The following is a 24,399-nucleotide window of genomic DNA, read 5'->3' as shown; positions in this document are numbered from 1 at the left end:
TTACCAATCATCGCTCTCTTTACGTTCGTAAATTTTCGCGTAGGATCATAGATCCTATCGTACTCATAGTAAACATAACAGGAGTCGTCTCGTTTTCTGTAGGTAATTTTACCTGCTGCTTCTGGTATTTTGACTAGAAAATCGAGGTACATATTCGTCCTCCTTTTTAGTAACATATGTGACTAAATACAGTATAACATTAAGCCCGTATCTTTGCAAGCAAATCCTCAGAAATACGGGCTTTGACTGATTATTTTCGGGTTAGTCACATTTTTTTATGGAAGTTGACAATAAATAGAATTGTCCCAAAAGTTGTCGTGATTATTTTTATCATATTATTATCCTTATAAAACAACATCACTATTGGAATGAAAATTGCTGTAGATATGTAGAATCCTAATTTATCTAACAGAATTACATAAAGAAGAATAAACAAGAACATTATAAATGGGATTTTTAAATCACTTATACTCATTTTTGTATTTGAAGATTGAACATATTTGTTCTTTATACTTTTTCTTATTCCTTGAAACAAAAGTAAAACTGACAGAATGATAAATATTCCTAATATTACTTTTGGAAATATTGATGCTTGAGCATTCAACTTATCTGCTTCGTTATACATAAACAATCCAATAATTGTTGCACACAGACCTATCAGAACATCTCTATCTATCAATCTTATATTCATAATGCCTCCTCGTTTAAAAAACAGGGGCCACAGTTTTTTTGACTGCAGCCCTCTGAATTTTACTCCCAGCCAAGTAACTTTGTCATACTTCTTAATTTTGTTTCATTTTCTTTTAAAAATGCATCGTATTCTTCGCCGTCGAAATAATCCACTGCCAAACCTAATTCTCTCATTTTTGATATTTGCTCAGGATCGTTAATGGCTTTTTTGAAAGCCTCCTCAATAATTGAAACAACTTCTTGATCCACACCTTTTGGAAGCATATAGCCTCTTGATGATGGGCCATAAACTTGTCCAAAGCCTAATTCCTCACAAGTTTGGACATCGGGCAACATCTCAGATCTTTCAGGTGCAAAAACACATAATACTTCTAATTCACCTTCCGACATTTGACTGATAATATCACCCATAGTAGCGCTTACGGCATCAATATGTCCGCCCAATAATCCAGCGTAATTTTCAGCGAATCCTTTCATATGAATTGGTGTTAGTTTTGCATCAGGATTGGCATTCTTAAGTTCCTCTATTTGAATATGTTTATTTCCACCCATTCCAACATCGCCTATTGTCACTTCACTTGATTTTGCATTTTTCATAAAATCTTCCATATTTTCAAACTGACCTTTTTTAGCTACCAATACACCCCAATCAGTGACATGGTTTGCAATAAAATCGAAAGACTCAAGATTTTCTGAACGGTTTTGTTGTTTGTCTAAGTACCCAGAATAAAATCCTGGGATATTTACTAAAGCAATTGTCAATCCGTCTGGTTTAGCTTTTGATAAATCAGTCCATGCAATCCAACCATTTGCACCTGGTTTGTTAATTACATTCACAGTCGTGTCGAGCTCTTTCTCTAAATATGGTTGTAGCATTCTAACTCCTATGTCAGAGCTTCCACCTGCGCCATATCCAACAAGAATGTTAACTTGATTAGTTCCTGGATAATCAACTTTTTTGACACTACCTTGATTCTCTGAATTACTTGGTTGTTCATTATTTACTTGATCAGTAGAACCACAACCTGCAATCGAAGATACAAAAATCAACAAGATAATCATAAAACTAATGTGCTTTTTCATATTATCCTCCTCAAAATTTATTTACAATTTCTATTCAAATTCTTTAATGTATTTAAATGCAATTTCATCTGCTGCCTTTACGATCATTGAAGCTAATGTCTCACTAGATTCTCTTCCTTCGAAAGAATGTGTAGCTATAATGTGAAGAATTTCATCACATATGCCATTTCTTGAGGCAATTATAGCACCACCTAATGGGTGCCTTATTAATTTAGCAGAATCTGAATAACTCACAGTATCACCTTTCAATGTGAATTCAATAAATTTCCCTATATCATGCAACAATGCACCTGCGATGATAGTATCTCTTAAATCAGAGTTTTGTTTGTAATTTTCCTCCAACAAATCATACATACTAATAGCTATTTTAATAACAATTCTAACATGGTCAATTTGGTGATTCATGTCTCTATTAGAGACTTTATTAATCGACACTGGGCATAAATAGATATTATCCCAATTCCAACCGCCTGTTTCAAAAGCATCTAATAATGCATTTATACATTGATGTCTTAATTTTTCACTTGAAATTAAATTTATTTCAGGTAATAAGACTTCAATGTTTTGATTACTAATCATTTTTTTTCCCATTTTACTACCTCACTGTTGTTAAGATCATACATTTGTTCCGGTACATATATTTTGACACTTTTATATTCATAAAAACATTCGAAAATTTTGGTCAGTACAGATTCTCAATTTACTGAATTATTAAGGCTGCTTATACTAATATATATTAGTACTTATAATAATCATCAATAATTTTACAGTCCTTGTCTGATAACTTTTCGGCCACCCATTTTTTATTTGAAGTTCCATTTTTCGCAGCCTCAACTTTTGAGCTATCGCTATCTGATAAAATCATAGCTTCTTCAAGAAGCTCATGTGCATCACATCTTGGAATAACTACTAACCCGTCTTTATCACCCAATATTATGTCCCCCGGATTCACTGAGACACCACCAATAGCTATAGGTACATTCACTTCTCCAGGTCCTTCTTTAAATGGTCCTCCAGGTGTACTTCCCGTCGCATAAACAGGAATTTCCATTTTCGATATTGCATCCACATCTCTGATAGGTCCATCAAATACGAGGCCAGAGATTTTTTTTGTATATTGAGCATATGCAACAATTATTTCGCCGACCAAGGCCCTGCTTCTATCTCCTTCATTTGAAACAATGATAACATCGCCTTCTCCAGCCATTTCTAAAGCTTGATGTATCATTAAATTGTCGCCTGGTCTCACTTTAACCGTTAGAGCAACACCTGCCATGATTTCTCCAGTTGGACTTGACATTAACTTAATTTCAGGATTCAGTGCGTAAACTCTATTCATACAGTCACAAACATTTGCAGCTGGAATTAATTTGAAACCTTCAATAATTGCTTGATCAGGCATTTCTCTTTTTAAAAACACACGATTACCTATTGCCATTTATACAGCCTCCCGTTTATTTAGATGCTCTCCGTTTACTACATGTTTAACACCTTTACCTTCAGCAAAAGAGATAATATTTTCCACCATAAGTGGAACCATGTAAATGGCAATATCAGCAGATGTTCCTCCAATGTGTGGAGTTAATGTTACATTTGGTGCTTTTAGTATTGGATCATCAGTTCTAACAGGCTCATTTTCTATACAGTCAAGCCCAGCACCTAATAACCTCTTATTTTCTAAAGCTTGTATTAAATCTGCTTCGTTTACTATCCCCCCCCTTGATGTGTTTACAATAATCGCAGTAGGTTTCATTAGTTCAATTTTATCCTTATTTATCAAGTTTCTTGTTTTATCATTTAAAGGTAAATGTAGACTGATAATATCAGCTAATCTTAAAATGTCATCAAGTTCACAATATTCCATTTGTAGTCTATGTTCATCTTCTTCACTCATTCTTATTGCGTCATAATATATTACTTTTGCTCCGAATGCCTGTACCTTTTTAGCAACATCTTTTCCAATATTACCACAACCAATTAGTCCAACAACTTTATTGTGTATAATATAAGATCTGTCAGTATATGACGTTTTTGTCCATTCTCCATTTTTCATTGCCTCATGTTGAACAACTAAATTCCTATAAACGGCTAAAATTTGAAGAATAGCTAGTTCTGACACTGCAAAAGCGTTTGCACCTGGCGCATTTGACACAAATACGTTATTTTCACCAGCAGCTTCAATATCAATTGTGTCAAATCCGGCACCCCATTTCTGTATCAGCTTTAAATTCTTATTTCTTTCAATATCACCCCTAGTTACTTTAAATAGCCTTAAAACTATTACCTCTGCATCTATCAAGTTATCATATTTTTCTTGTGTATCGATTATTTCAATTTCAAATCTTTCTGGTCTAAGTCTCTCTTTAAACATTTCGATCGTGCCGTTTGGGAAAATCCCAACAAGAGCTACTTTCATACATATCACCCCTTTACGATTTTGATAAATTCATATAATGCAATATGCGTGCCAACAAATCAAATATTAATTTTGCTAGTTATAATCAGTATTTTAGGGATTTTTAGTGAAATTATTATCATTTCAAATCAATATACTTTCACTATTAAAATATTTTATTTCATACTGAAATGATTTATTGCATAAAAATCTCCAACATTAATTTTATGTTGGAGATTTTAAAATTCGGCTTTTTCTTTTCTTTATAGCCTAATATTTAGTTTTTTCATTTTTCTCCATAATGTTGTTGTACTGATTCCCAACAACTCTGCAGCTTGTTCACGCTTCCCCATGGATTCTCTTAATGCATCTTTTATAATTTCGATTTCCCAATGCTCATATTTTGTTTTATTTACGGCCTCATCAATAACTACACTATCTATTTTAGGTTGATTATTCTCAATCTTCACATATTTGCTTTGTTTCCCATCCTTTTGTCTTTCATCGTTTATGATAATTATTTTTTCAATTAAAGATATTAATTTTTCTTCTGTTTTAGATGGTGAATTGACATCAACATACTGAAAATGCTCTTTCTTGTAATCAATATTTTTTAATAATTCAGCAACTTGATCCTTATTAATTGCTCCTCCATCGTAATTAACCAACAGCCTTTCAACAATATTTGAAAGTTGTCTCACATTTCCTGGCCATTCATAATTACATAATAATGCAATTGCATCTTGGCTAATTTCGATTTTTCTTTTTTTGTTATTGCTAATAAAAAAATTTAACAAATCACTTATATCATCTTTTCTTTCGCGTAATGGTGGAATTTCCAATTCCAAAACACAAAGTCGATAATATAAATCTTCTCTAAAATTTCCTCTACGTATTTCCTCAATCAAATTTTTATTGCTTGCAGCAAGAACTCTTACATCAATTGGAAAAATTTTATCGTCACCAATACGCGAAACTTCCTTTTCTTGTAATACTCGCAACAATTTCACCTGAACATTTGTTGAAATTTCACCGATTTCATCCAAAAAAACCGTTCCCATATGTGCGAGTTCAAATATGCCAGCTTTACCTTCATTTCTTGCTCCAGTAAAAGCTCCTTTTACATACCCGAAGAGTTCACTTTCCAAAATATTTTCAGGAAGTGCCGCACAGTTTATAGCAACAAATGGCTGATTTTTACGCACACTATGATTGTGTATACTTTGTGCAAATACTTCTTTCCCTACACCAGTTTCACCTAATATTAAAATTGTACTATCAGTTTTTGAATATTTTACAGCCCTATCTACTACTTCGTTAATTTTTTTTGAATTTCCAACTATATCTTTAAATGTTTTCTTTGCTATATGGCCAGTACTAAGATGTTTTTTTCTAATTTCTCTATCAAGAGTTTGAATCTTATTTTCTTCTTGTATTGTAACAACAACCCCTATTGTATTACCTTCTACCGCTATAGGAACACTGCAAATTACTACTGAATTGTCACCAACATTTGTAAGTTCATTAAAATGAGGTACACCTGTTTTCAGTGTATCAAATAAAAGCGAGGTAGGTATTATTTCTTTAATATAATCTTGGTTTGTATATTTCAGCATTTTTTTTGCTATATCATTTATATGCATTATACGACCATTTTTCTCTATTCCAACTATTCCTTCTGAGGTACAATTCAATATAGAATTTATTGTTTCAAATTTCTCTTTTCGTTCATTTTCAATTTTCAAATCATGCAAAGCTTCATTAAGAGACTGATTAATTGCTGCAGGATCTGCCTCGCCCATAATTTGGCATATATTATATTTTTTAGCTGCTTCTGAAAGTTGCAGACCTCCTATAACTACTTCTATGCCAAGTTCAATAAACTCCACCAATTTCCTTTCTATATCTGTATCATTCGAGACTTCAGCTATAGGAAAATTACTATTCATAATTTTTTTGTAATCTGATGCGGCTTCACATAAATTGCTATATCCGATCACTCCAACTCTTGGAGATACTTTCAATGCTTTTTCCATTGACATATGTATGTCAATAAATCCATGCCTTATATCTACTACTGGAACATCAACCTTATCCCTCAAATATGATGCAGTTCCGCCTCGGCAAACGATTACCTTAGTACCTAAACGAATAGATTTTGTTGCTATTTCATATGCAGTATCCATAGTAGCTTCAAATACTGGAAAATCTAAGTTTCTATGTTTAAGAACTTCTTTTATTCTCTCGCTTAATGACGAAGATGTTGATATTAAGATGATATCATTTCTCAAGTACTTCACCCCTTAAAAAAACCTTAAAATTAAGTTGTATAAGGCAATAATAAAATATTGATTTTTTGAATTTTTTCAATTTCATTATCTAACTTATTCTAACTATATCACAACAACGTTTGATATAAATTTATCAACAAACAAATTTTCTTCAAATTAATGCCAGTTTACCTTTATCACCATCACTACCTAATGCTTCGCTTTTCTCTGTGACAAATTAGGATCTTTCTTGGATTACGACTTACGATTTTTTGTTGCGCATAATTTGGAATCTATGAAATATGATTTCTTGTTTAAAATTGATTACTTCTTTGAGTAAATATCATAGTAATAATTATAATACAATAAAAATGTTGATAGTTAAAATCCATCTTTATGTGTTATTCACAAATATCGACTTTTATAGAATTCTCAACTATTCACTAAATCGACCTCAAAGGAGTAGTTACCAAATATTCCGTTCCAGAGAGAAAAATCACTCTGACCTGTCCATCTAAGCCAACCTCAATATGACTTAAGGTCTGGATCATTAATTCATATGGTAGCTCATCAATAAAACCGACTTCTCCTACTAACCTCATCAGCTCTTTGGTTCGGTAAGCCTTCAACACATCTTGCCCTTCAATGGTCCAAAACCACTCGGCTTCATACTGCTCCTTATTCTCTACGAGATGTTTCCATGCGTCTATGAAAGCGTATATAGGATCATCACGGTTTATTCTAGTTTGATTGATACAGTCACACTCTGCTTTCTTCGGCTGACGATATCCGGTTCTATTCATTGAACACTCATAATAAGATGTTCCTTTATCTATCAATCGATTTGAAACCTTGATTACAAATGAATGATTGCAATGTCCACATATTATTTTCCCTGTAAGCGGTAGTGTATCTTTGTATTTGAAACTTTGATATCGGTTCACAGAATGCTCTTCACAATATCTTTTCCGTAATTCAATTTCTAATTGTACACAATCCCAAATTTCCCTATCGATAATAGCGGGATGACTGTATTTACAATAATATTGAGGTACCTGGCCCTGATTCTTCACTTGCTTTTTTTTCATAGGATCAGGTGTTATTTGGCGCTGAAATAAAGTATCACCCGAATACTTCTCATGGGTCAGCAGCGCTTGAACGTGTGCCGTTATCCATTTTTTACCTCGTATCAGTGGTATTTTCTCTTCATTAAGCTGATCAGCAATTCTATTGGCGCCATTTCCCGCTAAAAATTCTTTATAAATCCTTCGTATAATGGCCGCTTGATCTTCAATAATAACAACTTCACCCTTTTTATTCTTTGAATATCCAGTTATATTGTCCCATGCAATTGATCCGATATCCCCCTTTTCAAACTTTCTACGTTTACCCCATTTCACGTTCTCTGAGTGAGAAATGATTTCCTGCTGCGCGAGTGCCGCCAGAAGCGAAAGGAGCAGTTCACCTTCTTTTGCTAAAGAATGTAGATTCTCTTTCTCGAAATAGACATCCACATTGAGACTTCTTAGCTCCCTTATACACTTTAAACAGTCTAGTGTATTTCTTCCAAACCTCGAAATGTTTTTGGTAATGATCATGTCAATTTGACCATCTCTTGAATCCTGGAGCATCCGCATAAAAGAATCTCTATTCTTGATGCTCGTGCCGGAAATCCCCTCATCGGCATAAATCCCTGCAAAGTCGTATGCCGAATTACTTTTTATCATAGACTCGTAATAAGATATCTGAGCGAAGTAGCTATCTAGTTGTTCGTCACTATGTGACGAAACTCTACAATATGCAGCAACGCGTTTCTTAACGCTCTCATTCTTCCTTTCTATATTCGTTAACGGGTATAAGACTGTAATTTTTTTTGGATTTACCTTTTGAACCATCTTGTGATTTTACCTCCATAATAACCATGGGTTCTGTGATTGGTTTTACCTTGTGAAGCTCCATGATTTTTTTCTCTGGCACATTAATACCAATACAAGCGGATTTTGTATAATCTCTAAACCTGCCACAGCTCCAGTAAACTAATCCCCTGTTATTTGTCGTATGGTAGAGAGAAGACCCACAATGCGGGCATTTGAGGAGTTTTGAGAATGGATACCGGTTGCTTCGCGCTTTTCTCATCTCCTGAACCTTTTCCCAGTCCTCCCTGGATATGATTGCTGGATGATGGTCCTTCACAAAGTACTTGGGGAGTTGTCCTTTATTCTTTACTTCCTTTCCATTCTCATTAATGAATGACTTTTGCATTAAAAGATCACCACAATACTTTTCATTGGATAGTATTCTTTTAATTTTGTCTTTCCCCCAAATGTTTTTACTAAAGGAAGGAATCCCATCTTCGCGAAATTCTCTCACAATGTCGTTAATTGATTTACCACATAAATATCTTTCATACACTTCACGGATTATCCATGCTTGATGTTCATCAATTTCGAGCTGACCTTTATCATTATTGCGATACCCCACGAGTTGATTTGCACTTATTTTTACATTTCCGCGCTTAAATCTATTTCTCCATGACAATTTATTGTTCTGAGCTGTCGATCTGAGCTCTTCTTCAGCAAATGCGCCAATGATAGTTAACATCATCTCCCCTTCTGAACTGAGGGTGTTGATGTTTTGTTCTTCGAAAATCACACCAACGCCGATGTCTTTAAGCTCACGAACGGCCTCAAGCAGCACCAGTGTATTTCGCGCAAACCGCGATATGGATTTCGTGAAAATGAGATCGATCTCTCCAGATCTCGCACAAGAAAGCATTTCCTGAAAACCAGGTCGATTGACATTTCCTCCTGAAATGCCTGCATCAGAAAACACGCCAACAAATGAATACAACGGGGAATTAGAAAACCTCCGATGGTAGTATTCTGTCTGATTGCGTAAAGAATCTAGCTGTTCTTCGCATGGTGTCGAAACTCGTACATAAGCACAAACCCTAGTCAGGCTCGGAAACGGCATAGGTATTTTCTTTTTAGTTATCTCTGTGACGACAGGTTTCTTCACGACATTTCACCTCCTTGTAAGCATAAAAAATTACCATACCGCTACACGTAGTAATCGCTCAGGTAAGGTAATAAGTCAAGTTATATGGAATTTAAGCCCATAATCGTCCAGATTTCGAGCATGATATAGAATAATGTAATTAGTTAGGACACGAATCATCGACTTATGACAAGATATCGGACATAAAAATCAAAAATTAGCCCAACTGGGCACATTTCCCATTTTGCACCCCTCAAAACAAAAATGCACCCTCCCCTTCCTTCAAATCGTTGAACATTAGGATGGGAGGGTGCATTTTATCAATTGTTGTGGGTGTTTCCAATAAAAAACGGATCATGACTATGTCATGGTCCGTTTTTTATCGGTGGAGGCTTGCCCATAGCAAACGCCCTGCGTTTGCGAGCCCTGAGCGCAGATGCGCGAAGGGTCCACCAAGATAAGTGGACAGATTTCTGGTAGAATGATTTTGTATTCTACCAAGAATCTGTCCATTTTTTTACCCGCTATTATAAGGAGCTGACTTTATATGACGTCCAGAACAGCCACCCTGCCATCATCTCACCAGATGAGTTTGAAGCAGTGCAGGTTGAGCTCCAGAGGCGAAAAAAGCTAGGCCGACCAAACGGCTGTCAAAACCCGCTCTCAGCTAAGCTAGTCTGCAGTGAATGCGGTGGATACTATGGCCCTAAGGTCTGGGCCTCCAATACCAAGCACCGTAAGGTCATCTGGCAGTGTAACGACAAATATAAAGAGGTAGACAGATGCTCTACCCCGTATGTCACAGAAGATGAAGTTAAAGAAAAATTTATTATAGCCTTTAACACCCTCTTCGGAGTTAAGGAAGAGCTCATCAAGAACTGTGAAATCGCCACTAAACACCTTGCCGACCACAGTAAGATCGACGAGGAAATCGATAAACTACATGATGAAATTGCGGTAGTCGTCGAAGAATCGAAAAAAGCGATTTACGAAAATGCCCATAAAGCCATGAGTCAAGACGAGTGGGAAAAGCAGCATGAGGCTTACGTGGCGCGGCATGAGAAAGCAACTGAGAAGGTTAAGGCGCTTGAAGAAATGAAAAGCGAGAGGCAGAGCCGGAGCCATACGCTAAAAGGCTTTATTAGGGATATTGAAGGCTGTGGCCGGGTACTTGATGAATTTGATGAAAGGATCTGGACTCTGACGATCGATAAGGTGGTGGTAAAGGAGGATGGAGAGATTGTTTTTTGTTTTAAGGATGGGACGGAGGTTGAGGAGTAAAGAAAAAAAGCCACTAATTTTGTCAAGATGACTGGCTAATGGCTTATAAAGGGGGATTATAATATGAAAGTGATTCAAGGCATCACGGGGTTATGCATACCTCTAAAATTATTTCATCATTCTATTATGTTGTGATGATATTTGTACTTTTCTATTTTATCCATTTCTAACGATACCCCCAAACCTGTACTTTCATTTGGAAATACAAACCCATTTCTAATTTGTGAAGTAAAATCAGTAATATCCTCTTCTAAGCGAAGTGGTGAGAAATATGAGTGTCCTCTTCCCCAAAGATTTTTTGTAGTAAGAGCCAGTTGCATGCTAGCTGCCTGAACGACGCCTTCCTCTAACATAGAATTGAACATCACTTTTTTTCCAGAGTATTCTGCCAGTTTTACAATTTCTCGAGCCCAAAAAATGCCACCATTTTTTGCCATCTTAATACTTAAAACATCTGCTGCGTTTTTTTCTATTACCCTTTTGGCATCTTGAAATGTGAAAACACTTTCATCAGCAGAAACCGTAATGTCAATTGCATCTTTTACTTGTTTCATACCATCCAAATCATAATATGCTACCGGTTGTTCAAAGAGAGCAACATTCGCAGATCTTATCTCATATGCAAACTTTATAGCTTCTTCAACTTTGAACCCTTGATTAGCATCTACAATGAGTGCAGTATCTGCTCCAACATTCTCTCTCACAGCGAATACCCTCGCCACATCTTCATTGAAATCTCCACTGCCAACTTTTATCATGATTGTTTTATAATTATCACGACAAATCTTATCAGCTTGTTTGCCACTGTCATCTGGCGCATCATTGCCTATTGCCCAAAGTACTTCTAACTTTTCATTTATACGTCCACCCAGCAATTCACTTACAGGAAGATTTGAGTATTTCCCTAAAATATCATAACAAGCCATGTCTATGGCTGCCTTTGCCATGACAAAGCCCTTTAGACTTTCATCCATGAGCTGGTGAATCATTGCAATATTTATCGGACTTACACCTATTAAATCAGGGATTAAATACTTCTGAAGTGCGAGAATTACCGTCTCAGGTAATTCTTCAGAAAAGCGTCGTTGTGGGTTAGTTTCTCCAATGCCAACAATGCCCTTATTAGTATGGATTTTTACAATGATACTATGTGTTGTTTTTTGCACACCATTGTTTTTTGAAAGTTTATATGGTTTAACAAGTGGAATTTCACATGCCATGACTTCAATTCTTTCAATTATTACTTTACTGCTATCAATCTTCACTTTACTACTCACCATCCATTACTGGTCTCATTCGAGCCTTTCTGAATTCATAAATCGATATGCTAGCAATTCCGATCATCCCAAATATATCAGTCCAATACCCAGGGAGTAATAAACATATTGACAAGGCTGCGAGGACCAGTCGCGTAGACATATTAATTCGAACAAAAATATAGCCTTCCAAAGCTGAAGCCATTCCAAAAATTCCGATTAGAGCAGTGATGAAAATAAATATGGCATTAATTGGTGTTGTGTCAATTAACAATAGTTCGGGTGATATAGCAAATATAAATGGAAGAATAAACGCAGCTGAAGCAAGCTTCAATCCATTTATAGCAGTCTTGGTTGCATCAGCTTTAGCTATTGCTGCAGCGAGATAAGAACTCAGAGCAACAGGAGGCGTGACAGAAGCCATACAACCATAATAGAATATAAACAAGTGGGCTGCTATGACAGGGACATTTAGCTTAATTAAGGCAGGTGCAACCATTGATCCTAAAATGATATATAGAGCAGTAGTTGGCATCCCCATACCCATTATAATTGCAGCAATCATAGTCAAGAACAATGCAAGATAAAGATTTCCTGCAGACATAGTTACAATTAAATCTGCAAATTTCAACCCCAATCCTGTTAGTGTTACGCTACCAACTATAAGACCAGCAACACCACATGCTGCAATTACACCGAGCGAACCATATGCTCCTTTCTCAAGTGCGATAGCCCAACCTTTCCAAGATAAACGTGTCTCTTTTCGCAACATACTCACAATAAATACAATGACAACAGCTGAGAAAGATGCCTTGATTGGTGAGTAGCCAATAATGAGCATTACAAAAATACTCAAAGGCGCAAGAAGGAGTAAACCGCCACGTCTTAGAATATCTCTTATCACCGGTAGCTCTGCCTTTGTCAGTCCTCTTAGATTCAGCTTAGCTGCTCTAAGGTCTACCATCAAGAAAACAGAAATATAATATAGTACTGCCGGAATCATGGCATGATATATCAATTTCCCATATGGCGTACCTGTCATTTCAGCCATGATAAAAGCAGCCGCACCCATGATTGGAGGCATAATTTGTCCGCCTGATGACGCAGCCGCTTCAACACCACCAGCGAATTCTGGCTTATACCCAATGCTTTTCATAAGAGGTATTGTGAAAGTGCCAGTACCTGCTACATTTGCAAAAGAGCTTCCAGAAATTGTACCCATTAAACCGCTTCCTACAACTGCTGCTTTTGCAGGGCCCCCTCGATATTTTCCGGTCATTGAAAATGCCATATCAATAAATGATTGAGCTCCACCGGTTTCACCAAGTAATGCCCCCATTAATATGAAAATGAATACATATGTTGATGTGACATAAATTGCAACACCGTATATTCCTTCACCAGTCAAAAACATATGTTCAATAATTCGCGCCCAAGTATACTCCCTATGACCCAATGCACCAGGAATTAAATGGCCGTAACCAGCATACAATAGAGCGACTACTGCCACTATGACAAGCGGCCAGCCCATTGTCCTTCTTGTCGCTTCAAGAATCATCAAAATGGTAATTCCACCCAATACCAAGGACATATTGGAAGGTTTACCCGCCATCGCAACAATATCTAGGTAGTTAATTACAAGATAAGAACCAGTAAATATCGCGATGCCAATAATAATAAAATCATACCACGGTACCTTATGTTCATTTTTCTTACCAGCCGGATAAATGAAGAAAGTCAGCACCATAGCAAATGCAACGTGAATTGCTTTGTGTTGGATAGAACTAAGCATACTAATTCCAGATGAGTATAAATGATACAGAGACATAGCAATAGCAATTACACTGCATATTCTCGCAACCCAACCTGTAAGATTTCTTTTAGCATCAGATTTTTCCTTGAGGTTTGAAACGTCAGATTGTTGTTCCAAATCATCACTTTTTTTATTCATTTAAAAAACCTCCTTTCACAATAAATATGTTTTTGAAATATACATTTATTTCCAAAACACAATAGGGCAGCAGCCATAATAATACCAAGGGCAATACCACTATAGCTGCCGCCGTACTTTTTGCAGCTTTACATAATTACTGAACTCAGCATTGGATCATCTTATGATATCAGCCATACGCAAAGGGTCGAATTTTATACTATTTAATAATGCCAACCTCTTTATAATAAATTTCCGCACCAGGATGTAGTGGGACCGACATACCATTAAGTGCATTTTCGAGCTTGATACTATTTCCCTGTGTGTGTACGCTTCGAATTTCTTCAATATTTTCGTAAATTGCTTTGACTGTTTCATATACTGCTTCATTACTCACTTCATCTCTAACAATTAATAAAGCAGGGGTTGCAATTGCTACTACATCCTTTTCCACACCTTTATAGACACCAGCTGGAATCATATCAACAGTATAATATGGATTATCTTTAACAAGTTTATCAACAACATTCGGATCAATATCCAGCAAATCAATTTCAAGCGTAGCTGCAGCATCAACAACTGATGAAGTTGGAATTCCAGACCCTACAATCGCACAATCAGTAAGTCTATCTTTTAGTGATGTAACTGCTTCACCAAATCCAAGATACTGAACTTCAATGTCGTCGTATGTCAAACCATGATATTCAAGGATTCTCTTTGCTGATCTTTCGGTACCACTACCAGGTGCACCTACAGCGACTTTTTTTCCTTTAAGATCACTGATAGTTTTTATACCAGAATTGTCCAATACAACAAACTGAAATGTCTCAGGGTAAAGAGCTGTAATGCCCCTAAGCGTATCAACGGGCTTTTCAAATGGATCTTGACCATCAAATCCTGCAAATGCAGTGCTTGCAGATGACAGTAGAAAATCTACGCCTTTATCCTGAGCCATTTGTATGTTAGCTACTGAACCACCTGTTGCTTCCGCATTCATCTCAATATTTGCAGCATATTTTGTGACCGTTGCGGCAATACCAGAACCGATTGGATAATAAGTTCCTCCAGTACCACCTGTTGCTAAGGAGAATCTCTCAACTGTTTTGCTCGGTGTTTGAGATACCTCTTGTTGTGTAGGATTTGAACATCCAACTAATGATAGAACCATAAAGGTTGATAGAATAAGCGCAACCAATTTTTTTTTCATAATCTTTCCTCCTCGTATTTATCACAAAATTTTTAAGTATATATTCTTCTGAAACATATTAGGGATGATCAACAAAAGCAATAACTTCAGCTGGTGTTAATCCTTCAATTCCGAGTCTTTCAAGCGTTCTTCCATTCTTCCGGTAATCAATTTTATGGATAATTGACACCATTTCAATAACCATATCAATATATGGCGTGCTAACACCTGATAGACGTCCAAGCTCTGAGATCGGTGTTAGACTCATTGGTACATCTTCTGATAAGTATCGGGTATCCGCAGATTTAGGAGCTGAAATACCTGTATATGCTTTATTAGCCTGAATGCAATCATATAGGTTTTCACAATCTGTATCATAGACCATCTTCATCCATTCAACTGCTGAAACTGTTTCTACACCAAAGGCTTTCGCAACAAGTTGCCGTTCTTTATCCATTTCAGTCATTATCATTGATACCGATTTTGATATACCTTCATGGTAATACTCAAAATCCTCACTCGCCTCTATCCTTGCAATGTTAAGCAATGTTGGTAACGGATGAAAAATTGCACCTATGTTCATTAAACTGGTTTCAATAATGCTTTTTGCTGGTACAAATTGTGGGTAATATTCATTCAAATATTTTACAGCTTTCTCTGTATCCTTACCGGGTATAGCAGCTACGGAAACTTTGTTTTTTATGCCCATGATTCTGGCTTCTGTAGGTCCCGTTCGTCTACATGCATATATTAAAGTTTGTGCCTCAGCGATGACGAAATTTACTTCTGGATTAATTTGCTTAACCGCATTATAAAACTCTAATGCTCCACCGGTCCTTCCAGGATGCAATACTATTACCTGACCATCCTCTATGAATTCGGCGCATTCTTTAGCAAGACTTAAATGTGCAAACGCCGGTGTCACTACCATGATTAATGAGCAGTCTTTAATGACTTCACCAATTGATGTAGAAACAACCTCAAATTTTGCATATCCTTCCAACGAAATTCCTTTTAAATCAATACCGCCCCTCTCTTTAATCGATTCGACAGCGCTCTCAAATTTATCATAGAGATTTACCTGTGCCCCACGAAGAGCCATGTATGCCCCCATTGAAACACCACCGTTTCCTGCCCCAATAATAGCCACTTTCAAACTAATCACCCCATCCCATTTCATTTTTCTAGATTGTTCATTTGCTTACTTTAGCAACGGTTTCTATCTAGATGCCATATTATTTTGCAAATTTTGTGCCAATTTCATCTGATTTAAACTATATTTTATTTGATTGATTTATGTGTAAATAATGCAGATTTTCACACAAAAACCGGAATGATTTTCTCATAGGCGGAAGTTATTTTTTCCTAACATTTTTTACCTGGGAAATATCTTCCCCTTTCTTACGAAAGTTTTTCCATCCATAAAAAAAAACCGATGATTAAAATATAATCTTCGGCTTTTTCTATATTTTTGATTATTTTAATATCAACCTATACAAATACTCTACGAATTTCATCTTCAAAGAAAATATATCAACCCTATCATTATCGCGAACGTATTTATATATCGGAATTTCGTGTTCATTGTTTAATATCAACTTGGGTTGTGTAAAATAACTTACTCTCAACGGAATGAAATTGATCTCCTTATCAATTTCGTTGATGTATAAAACATTATCAGTTTGATGGATTATCTCTCCATCCATTCCAGGACTTCCCCATCCAATATCGTAGAATGATGTATTAACAACACTAATTATTCCATTTGAGTTGATTTCAAATGTCTCATAAACTTTTGTTAAATGAACTGAATGGATGATCTCCGTCTTGAAAATGTATGGTGTTTCTATTCTTTGAAAGTAAAGCAAATCATCAGCTGAATCGTTGTAAATCACAAGTACTATAACCGGCCATAAGCTCAAACAAATTAACAATAATATAATAGCTATAATCATCTTTCGAAAATTTATTAAATTCACCCCTAATCTGGTGTATCCAAAATTCCAACTTCTCGATAATATCTTTCTGCGCCAGGATGCAGCGGTACAGGCATAGCACTGATTGCAGTATTAAGTCGTATATTCTTTGCCTGCGAATGAATACTTTCAAGTTCATCGACATGTTCAAAAATCGCCTTTGTGATATTGTAAACAATATCTTCTTCCATTGTGATTGAAGTTGCTAATAATGCTGGTGTCGATATCGAGAGCGTGTCCCTATTGACACTGCTATATATTCCTTCCTCAATTGTTTCAAACTTAAGAAATGGATACATAGGCAAAACCTCACTTACCATCAACTTATCAACATCAAGTAGTGCAATCTCTACAACTGCTGAAATATCCACAACTGCTGATGTTGGAAGTCCTGAGGCGACAATGATACAATCTGTTTTACCATCTTTTAGTGCATCTACTGCCTCGCTAAATCCAAGAAATTGCTCATCAATATCATTATATGAAATTCCATGCGCGCTGAGAATAATTTTTGAAATTCTTTCAGTTCCACTGTCAACAGATCCAACTACTACACGTTTTCCAACAAGGTCACTAACACTCCTCATATTCGATGATTTCAAAACAATAAACTGAAAAACCTCTGGATATAATGATGCGATTCCAACTATGTTTTTCGCTGGGTTCCCTTCAAATACATCTTTCCCATAATATGCAGAATCGATTGTACTTGCCGAAGCTAGCATAAAGTCAACAAACCCATCCCTCAACAACTTACTATTGGCTACTGAAGCACCCGTAGACTCCGCAATCGCATCTAAATTATCTACATATTTTGTCATTATTGCTGATATACCTGAACCAATCGAAAAATAGGTTCCTGAAACGCCACCTGTCGCAATAGTTACTTTCTTCACTCCAGTATGCGATTCCATATCTACCTGAGGATATTTTGAAATATCATCTATGCTACAGCCAGATAAGAAAATAAAAATTATTAGAAAACAAGACAATAGGCATTTCAAGTTCATAATAATCCTCCGAAACTATATATTATGGCCATCTTCACGATATTCATTCAATTTATTTCTCAAAGTTCTTACTGTTATTCCAAGGACTTTAGCAGCTTTTTGACGGTTGTTCTGATAAACCTCCAAAGTTTTTAATATGATTTCTCTTTCGAGAGATTTCAAATTGTCTCCGATACGAATATTAAAAGTTTTATCATCTTCATCCAAATTAATTTGATCCAATCTTGGAAAATCTATCACGCGTAGTTTATTGCTTTCGGTAAGAGCAATTGCCCTCTGAACAACGTTCTCCAATTCTCTAACATTACCGGGAAATTTGTAAGACTCAATTAATTGAAGCGCCTCAGAATCGATTCCTTCAATTGATTTGCACATTTTATTATTGTATTTCTGAATAAAATATTCAACAAGAAGTGGAATATCCTCTTTTCTCTTCCTCAATGGAGGAATTTCAATTGAAATGACATTAAGCCTATAATATAAGTCTTCTCTAAATCGCCCTTCGCTAACCTCATTAAGGAGCTGCCTGTTTGTTGCTGCAATAACCCTAATATCAACTTTTTGGGGAGTGTTCGAGCCAAGAGGTGTAATTTCCTTCTCCTGCAACACCCTAAGAAGTTTTGATTGCATAGCTAAATCCATTTCACCAATTTCATCAAGAAATATTGTCCCACGATTAGCAATTGACAACTTTCCCAATTTGCTCTTCATTGCTCCTGTAAATGCGCCTTTTTCAAATCCAAACAACTCACTTTCCAATAATTGACCAGGGATTGCCGCACAATTAATTGCTTCAAATCGTTCACCTTTTCTAATACCTTGGTAATGAATAGCCTTAGCAATAAGTTCCTTTCCCGTTCCACTTTCACCACTTAACAATACGTTAGTATCTATATCTTTAACTTTATCAATTATTGAAAAAACATTCCGAATAGCTTCAGAACAACCAATTATCCCTGCAAAACTAAATTTTTCGTACAGTTGATCATTCAGATGTACAATCTTTTGGTTTAACTGTTGATAATCTACGACTTTTTCAAGAAGCAATTTAAGCTCTTCAATATCGACTGGTTTTGTTAAATAGTAAAAGGCACCTGCGCGAATAGCATCTACAGATGATTTTATACTCCCAAATGATGTTAAAATAATTACTGCAACTTCAGGGTATTTTGACTTAATCTTTTCCAGAACCGAAATTCCATTATATTCACCTATTCGAAGATCTAACAGAACAATTTCAATGTCATTTTGAGAGATCATTTCCAGTCCCTTAATTGGATCTGGACATGTATAGACCTCATAATAATCTTCTAATGCAAATTCTAAAGACGTTAAGATGTTTTCTTCATCATCTATAATCATCAATTTATTCAATATGAACACCTCCAGGCTGATAAATTATTCAATGGTTGTCAGAATTTTTCCAGTCAATTTAATGGTCGCAACTGTGCCAAAATTTTCTTTGCTCGAAATGGACAGCGCACCATTATTCTCTTTAATAATCTGATAACATGTGAATAACCCAAGACCAACACCATTGATTTTTGTCGTATAAAAAGGTTCAAAAATATATTCTAAGTCTCTCGCCGAGATACCTTTACCATTATCTTTAACTTCAATTAATATTTGCTCATTATTTTCATAAGCGGATATCTTAATTTCACCATCTACTTCACTAGCTTCAATTGAATTTAAAATTAAGTTTATCATTACTTGCTTAAGTTGATTCATATCAGCATAAACCATCAAATTTTTATCGATCATAGTTTTAAATTTAATGCTATTCTCGCTAATCTTATCAGAAAACATTGGTACAATTCCGTTTATAAGCTTTTCTAAATTAAAATATACCATCTTTGGTTGTCTAGGTTTTGTATATTCGAGTAAATCAGAAATTAAATTATTCAATCTATCGACTTCTTCAGGCACTATGGAGATGAACTTTTCACGATATTTTTGATTGGCAAATTTAGTCGGTAATAAATCAACCAACGTCTTAATTGACATTAGTGGATTTCTGATTTCATGTGCCATTCCCGCCAACATTAAGCCTAACGATTGCATCTTATCTTTTCTCATTAACTCCTTTCTTATTTCTCTTTCTTCGGTAATATCTCGGAAATTTAATATCGCCCCCATTACAGTATTCTCAGAATTTTTCAAAGGATACAAATTACAATTATAAACTCGAATACGATCATCATGTTCAATATTAGCTTCTATGGAACGATAATAATGACCTTCTTTTAGTGTTTTTTCAAGTTCCATTCCAATGAAAAACTCATTAAAAATTGTCTTCTCTATTAAATTACCAACAATTTCTTCCTTGTTATTATTAGCAAATTCAACGCTCTTAGAATTTAAGAAAGTGACAATTCCTTCCTTGTTCAATGTCAAAATCCCTGATAGCATACTTTCTAGAATTTCTTCTTTGAATTTATTATTTCCTTCTAATATTTTCTTCTGCTCAACTAATTGGTTATTTGCTTGGTTCAGGTCTTTTGTGCGTTTTTCCACTTCAATCTTCAGTGCAGAATTCCACCTTAATGTAATCGCGAGAAAAACAGCACCAAAAGCGATAATTACACCAAGTAGTGTTAAGATACTTTTTGTCCATCTGTAATTAGCCGGTAATGTATCACCAAACCATTTTTTGTAAATTTTTTCGTAGGTACCATTTTCCTCAATATCCTTCAAACCCATATTAAACAGGCTTACATATTCTTCATTTCCTGTTCGAAAAGCAATAGCGTACTTAGTTTCATTAATTGGTTCACCAACAATTTTAATAAAATTTTCCTGTTTCCATTTTTGAATTGTATAAAGACCTGTCAATCGATCTCCTACAAAAGCGTCAACCTGTCCCATCATGATCATTTGTATTCCCTGCTGCTGATTTTCAACTAGTACAAGGTGTTCTGAATCCACATATTTTTCTAAAAAAGAAACTGTGGGACTTTCCTTCTGTACTGCTACGTCATTATTGATCAAGTCTTCAAGGTTCACAATAAAACGATTGTCATTGCGAACGAAAATTGCCTCTGAACTCATTAAAATCTGATTTGTCAAAATTAAGTCATGCCCTGACTGCGCAGCATTTATTCCTAAAATTGCATCGATTTCCTCGCTAATTAATAAATCATCCATGATCTGATACCATGGTGTAGGAGAAATTTCAATATCAATACCGGTATCTATCGCAATCGCTTGAATAACATCCAAGTAAAATCCTTTTATTGTTCCATTGTCATTTACATATGAATATGGCGGTTGATGATTATCAGTTCCAATCTTTAGTGTAGTACTATGTAGGTTATCGGCATAAGCATTCGCTTGAAAGATACTAATTGCCATATATATCAATATTATTATTAATAACTTCCTATTCATCTTTCATTCTCCTCAACAAACATAATCTTCATTTCAAAAAACTTAATTAACTAATTGGTTTATTTACGAATGATTTTTGTTTGTAATTCTAAATAATTCTTATGTCATTAAAATATTACACATTTACACCACTATCATAGCATAGCCATGAGTGATAATGATAATCCAAATTCACATTACTATGCCATGTACATGGACAATGTCCAGGATCAACCACTTTTGCTTTCTAGTTTTGTCAATGATACAAAGTTAGGTATTATTGACTGGCACTTCAGCAAAATAGAAAAGCACCGCTGTGCGATCTCTCTCTAAAGGATAGATCAATACATAGCGGTGCTTTTTTTGTTTTGCAACCTGGATTCCGCCCCATCGTTATGTATGGTGCGGAATCCAGGTTATTAGGGGAAGCCCTGGGCATTTTCAAGAGATGCAATAAGAGGGTTCACGCATGCTTGTACGTTCCAATATCATAAATTGATATGTAACATCGATAATTAGGATAAAGCTAATGACACAACCCTGTACTGTAGTGCTAAATGCGGCGGTGTACTTCAATTCTATAGACACCCATCCACACACATACTGCCAACTCGCCTGATTTTGTGGATTTGTCTACCTTTTGGATAATACCAGAACTAAGTCTTCCTCCGCCAATGGTCAAATATTTCACTTGATAATGCGTAATTAAATTGTTAAACCCATTCTTTCTGGCACAATCGCTGATACAACAACCATCGGGAGGACCCTGAAGCTTTAAACAGCTTAGTGCCCTCCCGATGTCGCGTATACTTCAATTTCTGATTCACATACCGTTTCTCCGCTCCGTCACTTGACGCTCATCCCCATGAGCGCTACAGCAGTGCTAGTGATATCGCTGGCACAAACGTTATGAATAACAATGCGATGAAGAACATGATGATGAACGGCGCCGCCGCCTTGGCGATGTGCATCACAGGCACACCGGTGAAGGCGCTGGTCACAAAGAGATTGATGCCGATCGGCGGGGTGACAAAGCCGATGGCCAGGTTGACTACCATGATGATGCCAAAGTGTACCGGATTGATGCCAAAGGCGTTTGTAATCGGAACGAGGATCGGGGTCAGAATCAGGATGGCCGGGCCTGTGTCCATCACCATGCCGACAAACAGAAGGAAGATGTTGATGACAATCAGGACGGAGAGCTTGGTCGTGAAGACCGAGGTAATGCTCGTCGCGATCAGCTGCGGTACGTTCATCAGCGTCAGGACTCTTGCAAAGGCCAGTGCAGCGGCAATGATGAACAGCAGCGGCGCATAGGTCGCCACGCCTTCTGCGAAAATTTTGTTGATCTGATTGAATTTCATGGTCTTGTAGACAAAAAGGCTTATAAAAAGCGCATAATAGACGGAAATGACCGCCGCTTCCGTGGGCGACGCGACACCTGAATAGATGGACCCGAGAATGATCACCGGTGCGAGAAGGGCCCAGAAGCTTTCCCTAAAAACGCCTATAAAGCCTCGCGCCCGCAGCGCGTTATAGTTCGCGTGAATCTTCTCCTTGTCTTCGCCGTTCTTTTTGCAGTAATAATACGCGTAACCCATTAAACATCCCCCAATCAGCAAGCCTGGCAGTACGCCGGCCAGGAAGAGCGCCCCAACCGAAGTACCTGAAGCCATACCGTAAAAGATGAAGGGAATACTCGGAGGTATGATGACGCCAAGGCCGCCTGCGACCGCCACAAGCGCCGTGGAAAAGATTTTGTCATAGCCAAGCTCGACCAGAAGCGGTATGGTCATGGACCCTACAGCGGCTGCCGTTGCTGGACCGGAGCCTGAAATTGCCCCGTAAAAAAGACAGGTCAAGACCACTGCAATGGGAAGGCCTGCCGTTTTATTGCCTATGAAGTACGTAAAAACATCAAATAATTTTTTGGAGATGCCGCCTCTTGCCATAATGATTCCTGACAAAATGAACATTGGCACGGCCAAGATCGGGAAACTGTCCACACCGCCAAGCATGGCGCGGATAACCATTTCTGGCGATGCCGGAAACCCGGGATCCATTAGGCGCGGCAGTATTGACGATATGCCCAGTGTTGTCGAAACAGGTATAGCCAAAAATATACTGATAACGAAAAAGATAAACAAAAGTCCTGGAGACAAATCAAACCCTCCTCATCATATTCGATCTGCGTCGTCAATTATTCCTCAACATTTTTTGCTGCGGTAAATACAAAGCTTTCCAGTATCCTTACAATCGCCATTGCAAAACCGACAATGGACGCCAGATGAACAAAAACCATCGGCATTTGAAGCGCCGGGCTGAGCTGCCCGCTCTTGATGGTTGCCTGGACCACATTGAAGGAATATCGGAGTAAATAAACAAAGAAAAAAAGCGAGACAACCTTCGTGAGCAGCAGTATGACCTTTTGGACAACTTTTGGCATCAGATGGACAATCTGGTCGATTTTGATGGAGCTTCTCTTTTTAATGCAGTAACCAATACTTACAAAGGCCGACCATACGAACAAATATCGAGTCAGCTCCTCGGACCATACCACTGAGTTGTTGAACAGATAGCGCATGACGACCTGATAGCCCATCACCGCCACCATAATATAGAGAAAAAATGTCAGAATCACTTCTTCAAAATGAGCGTCCAACCAACGTATTATACGCATAATTCCCTTCCTTTCCGATTTTAAAGTATGAAAGGCATTGAGGTGAAAACCATCGATAAAAGCCTTTCCTCCGATAGTCTCCGATAAAAATGTGGTGTCTTTTACTTGATATTCACCACCGCGTCCCGGATGCCATAGCTATAGTGGGGCCAGGCCCTTGCGTTGAATACGATGCCTTCGAGAAACGCGTCGTGAATCCAGTGGCACATCACACCTTCGCAATTTGTCTGAAACGCCACGACTTCAGCGCCAAGTTCCTTTGCCAGCAATCGTATT

General features: G+C 36.8%; 20 protein-coding genes. 1 reads left to right on the top strand and 19 read right to left on the bottom strand.

What is annotated here, in order from left to right; genetic code table 11:
- Nucleotides 1–265 precede the first annotated feature (265 nt).
- The 8 genes from BLP63_RS08970 to BLP63_RS08935 form a co-directional block, all read right to left on the bottom strand.
- On the bottom strand, nucleotides 266–691 hold the full coding sequence (locus tag BLP63_RS08970; protein WP_092590699.1) for a tripartite tricarboxylate transporter TctB family protein: 426 nt from the start codon (nucleotides 689–691) through the stop codon (nucleotides 266–268).
- Between the two features lie 59 nt (nucleotides 692–750).
- Nucleotides 751–1,773, bottom strand: coding sequence for a tripartite tricarboxylate transporter substrate binding protein (locus tag BLP63_RS08965; protein WP_092590697.1), 1,023 nt, complete (start codon nucleotides 1,771–1,773; stop codon nucleotides 751–753).
- Nucleotides 1,774–1,803: 30 nt separating this feature from the next.
- Nucleotides 1,804–2,364: an HD domain-containing protein gene (locus BLP63_RS08960; protein WP_092590695.1), complete on the bottom strand. Its 561-nt coding sequence runs from the start codon at nucleotides 2,362–2,364 to the stop codon at nucleotides 1,804–1,806.
- Between the two features lie 145 nt (nucleotides 2,365–2,509).
- Nucleotides 2,510–3,211, bottom strand: a complete 702-nt coding sequence (locus BLP63_RS08955; protein ID WP_092590693.1) for an RraA family protein — start codon at nucleotides 3,209–3,211, stop codon at nucleotides 2,510–2,512.
- Complete coding sequence (locus BLP63_RS08950; protein ID WP_092590691.1) at nucleotides 3,212–4,189, bottom strand: 2-hydroxyacid dehydrogenase; 978 nt, start codon at nucleotides 4,187–4,189, stop codon at nucleotides 3,212–3,214.
- 242 nt (nucleotides 4,190–4,431) lie between these two features.
- Nucleotides 4,432–6,459 (bottom strand): sigma 54-interacting transcriptional regulator, encoded by a 2,028-nt coding sequence (locus BLP63_RS08945; RefSeq protein ID WP_092590690.1) that lies wholly within the window; start codon nucleotides 6,457–6,459, stop codon nucleotides 4,432–4,434.
- A 422-nt stretch (nucleotides 6,460–6,881) separates the two neighbouring features.
- Nucleotides 6,882–8,333, bottom strand: coding sequence for a recombinase family protein (locus BLP63_RS08940; RefSeq protein ID WP_092590688.1), 1,452 nt, complete (start codon nucleotides 8,331–8,333; stop codon nucleotides 6,882–6,884).
- The gene (locus tag BLP63_RS08935; protein WP_092590686.1) at nucleotides 8,263–9,456 is read right to left on the bottom strand and encodes a recombinase family protein; all 1,194 of its coding nucleotides are present in this window, start codon (nucleotides 9,454–9,456) and stop codon (nucleotides 8,263–8,265) included. The genes BLP63_RS08940 and BLP63_RS08935 overlap by 71 nt, the downstream gene beginning before the upstream one ends.
- A gap of 579 nt (nucleotides 9,457–10,035) precedes the next feature.
- On the opposite strand from BLP63_RS08935, the gene BLP63_RS08930 reads away from it, so the two are divergent.
- Complete coding sequence (locus BLP63_RS08930; RefSeq protein ID WP_170829379.1) at nucleotides 10,036–10,716, top strand: zinc ribbon domain-containing protein; 681 nt, start codon at nucleotides 10,036–10,038, stop codon at nucleotides 10,714–10,716.
- A gap of 116 nt (nucleotides 10,717–10,832) precedes the next feature.
- Here the strand turns inward: BLP63_RS08930 and BLP63_RS08925 are convergent, their stop codons facing one another.
- From BLP63_RS08925 to BLP63_RS08875, 11 genes are all read right to left on the bottom strand, one after another.
- Entirely contained in the window at nucleotides 10,833–11,981 is a 1,149-nt protein-coding gene (locus BLP63_RS08925) for a mandelate racemase/muconate lactonizing enzyme family protein (protein WP_170829378.1), read from the bottom strand.
- 4 nt (nucleotides 11,982–11,985) lie between these two features.
- On the bottom strand, nucleotides 11,986–13,923 hold the full coding sequence (locus BLP63_RS08920; protein WP_092590680.1) for a TRAP transporter permease: 1,938 nt from the start codon (nucleotides 13,921–13,923) through the stop codon (nucleotides 11,986–11,988).
- A 199-nt stretch (nucleotides 13,924–14,122) separates the two neighbouring features.
- A complete protein-coding gene (locus BLP63_RS08915; protein WP_092590678.1) occupies nucleotides 14,123–15,109 on the bottom strand; it encodes a TAXI family TRAP transporter solute-binding subunit in 987 nt (328 codons plus the stop codon).
- 58 nt (nucleotides 15,110–15,167) lie between these two features.
- The gene (locus BLP63_RS08910; protein WP_242870856.1) at nucleotides 15,168–16,238 is read right to left on the bottom strand and encodes an NAD/NADP-dependent octopine/nopaline dehydrogenase family protein; all 1,071 of its coding nucleotides are present in this window, start codon (nucleotides 16,236–16,238) and stop codon (nucleotides 15,168–15,170) included.
- Nucleotides 16,239–16,563: 325 nt separating this feature from the next.
- Nucleotides 16,564–16,983, bottom strand: coding sequence for a DUF1850 domain-containing protein (locus BLP63_RS08905; RefSeq protein ID WP_170829377.1), 420 nt, complete (start codon nucleotides 16,981–16,983; stop codon nucleotides 16,564–16,566).
- A gap of 86 nt (nucleotides 16,984–17,069) precedes the next feature.
- Nucleotides 17,070–18,074, bottom strand: a complete 1,005-nt coding sequence (locus BLP63_RS08900) for a TAXI family TRAP transporter solute-binding subunit (RefSeq protein WP_092590672.1) — start codon at nucleotides 18,072–18,074, stop codon at nucleotides 17,070–17,072.
- A 15-nt stretch (nucleotides 18,075–18,089) separates the two neighbouring features.
- Nucleotides 18,090–19,448 (bottom strand): sigma-54-dependent transcriptional regulator, encoded by a 1,359-nt coding sequence (locus BLP63_RS08895; RefSeq protein ID WP_092590670.1) that lies wholly within the window; start codon nucleotides 19,446–19,448, stop codon nucleotides 18,090–18,092.
- Nucleotides 19,449–19,472: 24 nt separating this feature from the next.
- The gene (locus BLP63_RS08890; protein ID WP_092590668.1) at nucleotides 19,473–21,464 is read right to left on the bottom strand and encodes a transporter substrate-binding domain-containing protein; all 1,992 of its coding nucleotides are present in this window, start codon (nucleotides 21,462–21,464) and stop codon (nucleotides 19,473–19,475) included.
- 851 nt (nucleotides 21,465–22,315) lie between these two features.
- Nucleotides 22,316–23,605, bottom strand: a complete 1,290-nt coding sequence (locus tag BLP63_RS08885) for a TRAP transporter large permease (RefSeq protein ID WP_092590666.1) — start codon at nucleotides 23,603–23,605, stop codon at nucleotides 22,316–22,318.
- 38 nt (nucleotides 23,606–23,643) lie between these two features.
- Nucleotides 23,644–24,123 carry a TRAP transporter small permease gene (locus tag BLP63_RS08880; RefSeq protein ID WP_092590664.1) on the bottom strand — a complete coding sequence of 160 codons (480 nt, stop codon included), beginning with the start codon at nucleotides 24,121–24,123 and terminating at the stop codon, nucleotides 23,644–23,646.
- Nucleotides 24,124–24,224: 101 nt separating this feature from the next.
- Entirely contained in the window at nucleotides 24,225–24,392 is a 168-nt protein-coding gene (locus BLP63_RS08875) for a type II 3-dehydroquinate dehydratase (RefSeq protein ID WP_242870853.1), read from the bottom strand.
- Nucleotides 24,393–24,399: the final 7 nt, after the last annotated feature.

Source organism: Acidaminobacter hydrogenoformans DSM 2784 (genome assembly GCF_900103005.1).
GTDB lineage: Bacteria > Bacillota > Clostridia > Peptostreptococcales > Acidaminobacteraceae > Acidaminobacter > Acidaminobacter hydrogenoformans.
Note: the sequence above shows the minus strand (reverse complement) of the source record. Positions and strands in the feature narration are given on the sequence as shown.

What these genes read in the sequence shown, in the direction of transcription:
- BLP63_RS08970 (WP_092590699.1), bottom strand. Translation starts at nt 691, where the DNA reads ATGAATATAAGATTGATAGATAGAGATGTTCTGATAGGTCTGTGTGCA.
- BLP63_RS08965 (WP_092590697.1), bottom strand. Translation starts at nt 1,773, where the DNA reads ATGAAAAAGCACATTAGTTTTATGATTATCTTGTTGATTTTTGTATCT.
- BLP63_RS08960 (WP_092590695.1), bottom strand. Translation starts at nt 2,364, where the DNA reads ATGGGAAAAAAAATGATTAGTAATCAAAACATTGAAGTCTTATTACCT.
- BLP63_RS08955 (WP_092590693.1), bottom strand. Translation starts at nt 3,211, where the DNA reads ATGGCAATAGGTAATCGTGTGTTTTTAAAAAGAGAAATGCCTGATCAA.
- BLP63_RS08950 (WP_092590691.1), bottom strand. Translation starts at nt 4,189, where the DNA reads ATGAAAGTAGCTCTTGTTGGGATTTTCCCAAACGGCACGATCGAAATG.
- BLP63_RS08940 (WP_092590688.1), bottom strand. Translation starts at nt 8,333, where the DNA reads ATGGTTCAAAAGGTAAATCCAAAAAAAATTACAGTCTTATACCCGTTA.
- BLP63_RS08920 (WP_092590680.1), bottom strand. Translation starts at nt 13,923, where the DNA reads ATGAATAAAAAAAGTGATGATTTGGAACAACAATCTGACGTTTCAAAC.
- BLP63_RS08915 (WP_092590678.1), bottom strand. Translation starts at nt 15,109, where the DNA reads ATGAAAAAAAAATTGGTTGCGCTTATTCTATCAACCTTTATGGTTCTA.
- BLP63_RS08900 (WP_092590672.1), bottom strand. Translation starts at nt 18,074, where the DNA reads ATGAACTTGAAATGCCTATTGTCTTGTTTTCTAATAATTTTTATTTTC.
- BLP63_RS08890 (WP_092590668.1), bottom strand. Translation starts at nt 21,464, where the DNA reads ATGAATAGGAAGTTATTAATAATAATATTGATATATATGGCAATTAGT.
- BLP63_RS08880 (WP_092590664.1), bottom strand. Translation starts at nt 24,123, where the DNA reads ATGCGTATAATACGTTGGTTGGACGCTCATTTTGAAGAAGTGATTCTG.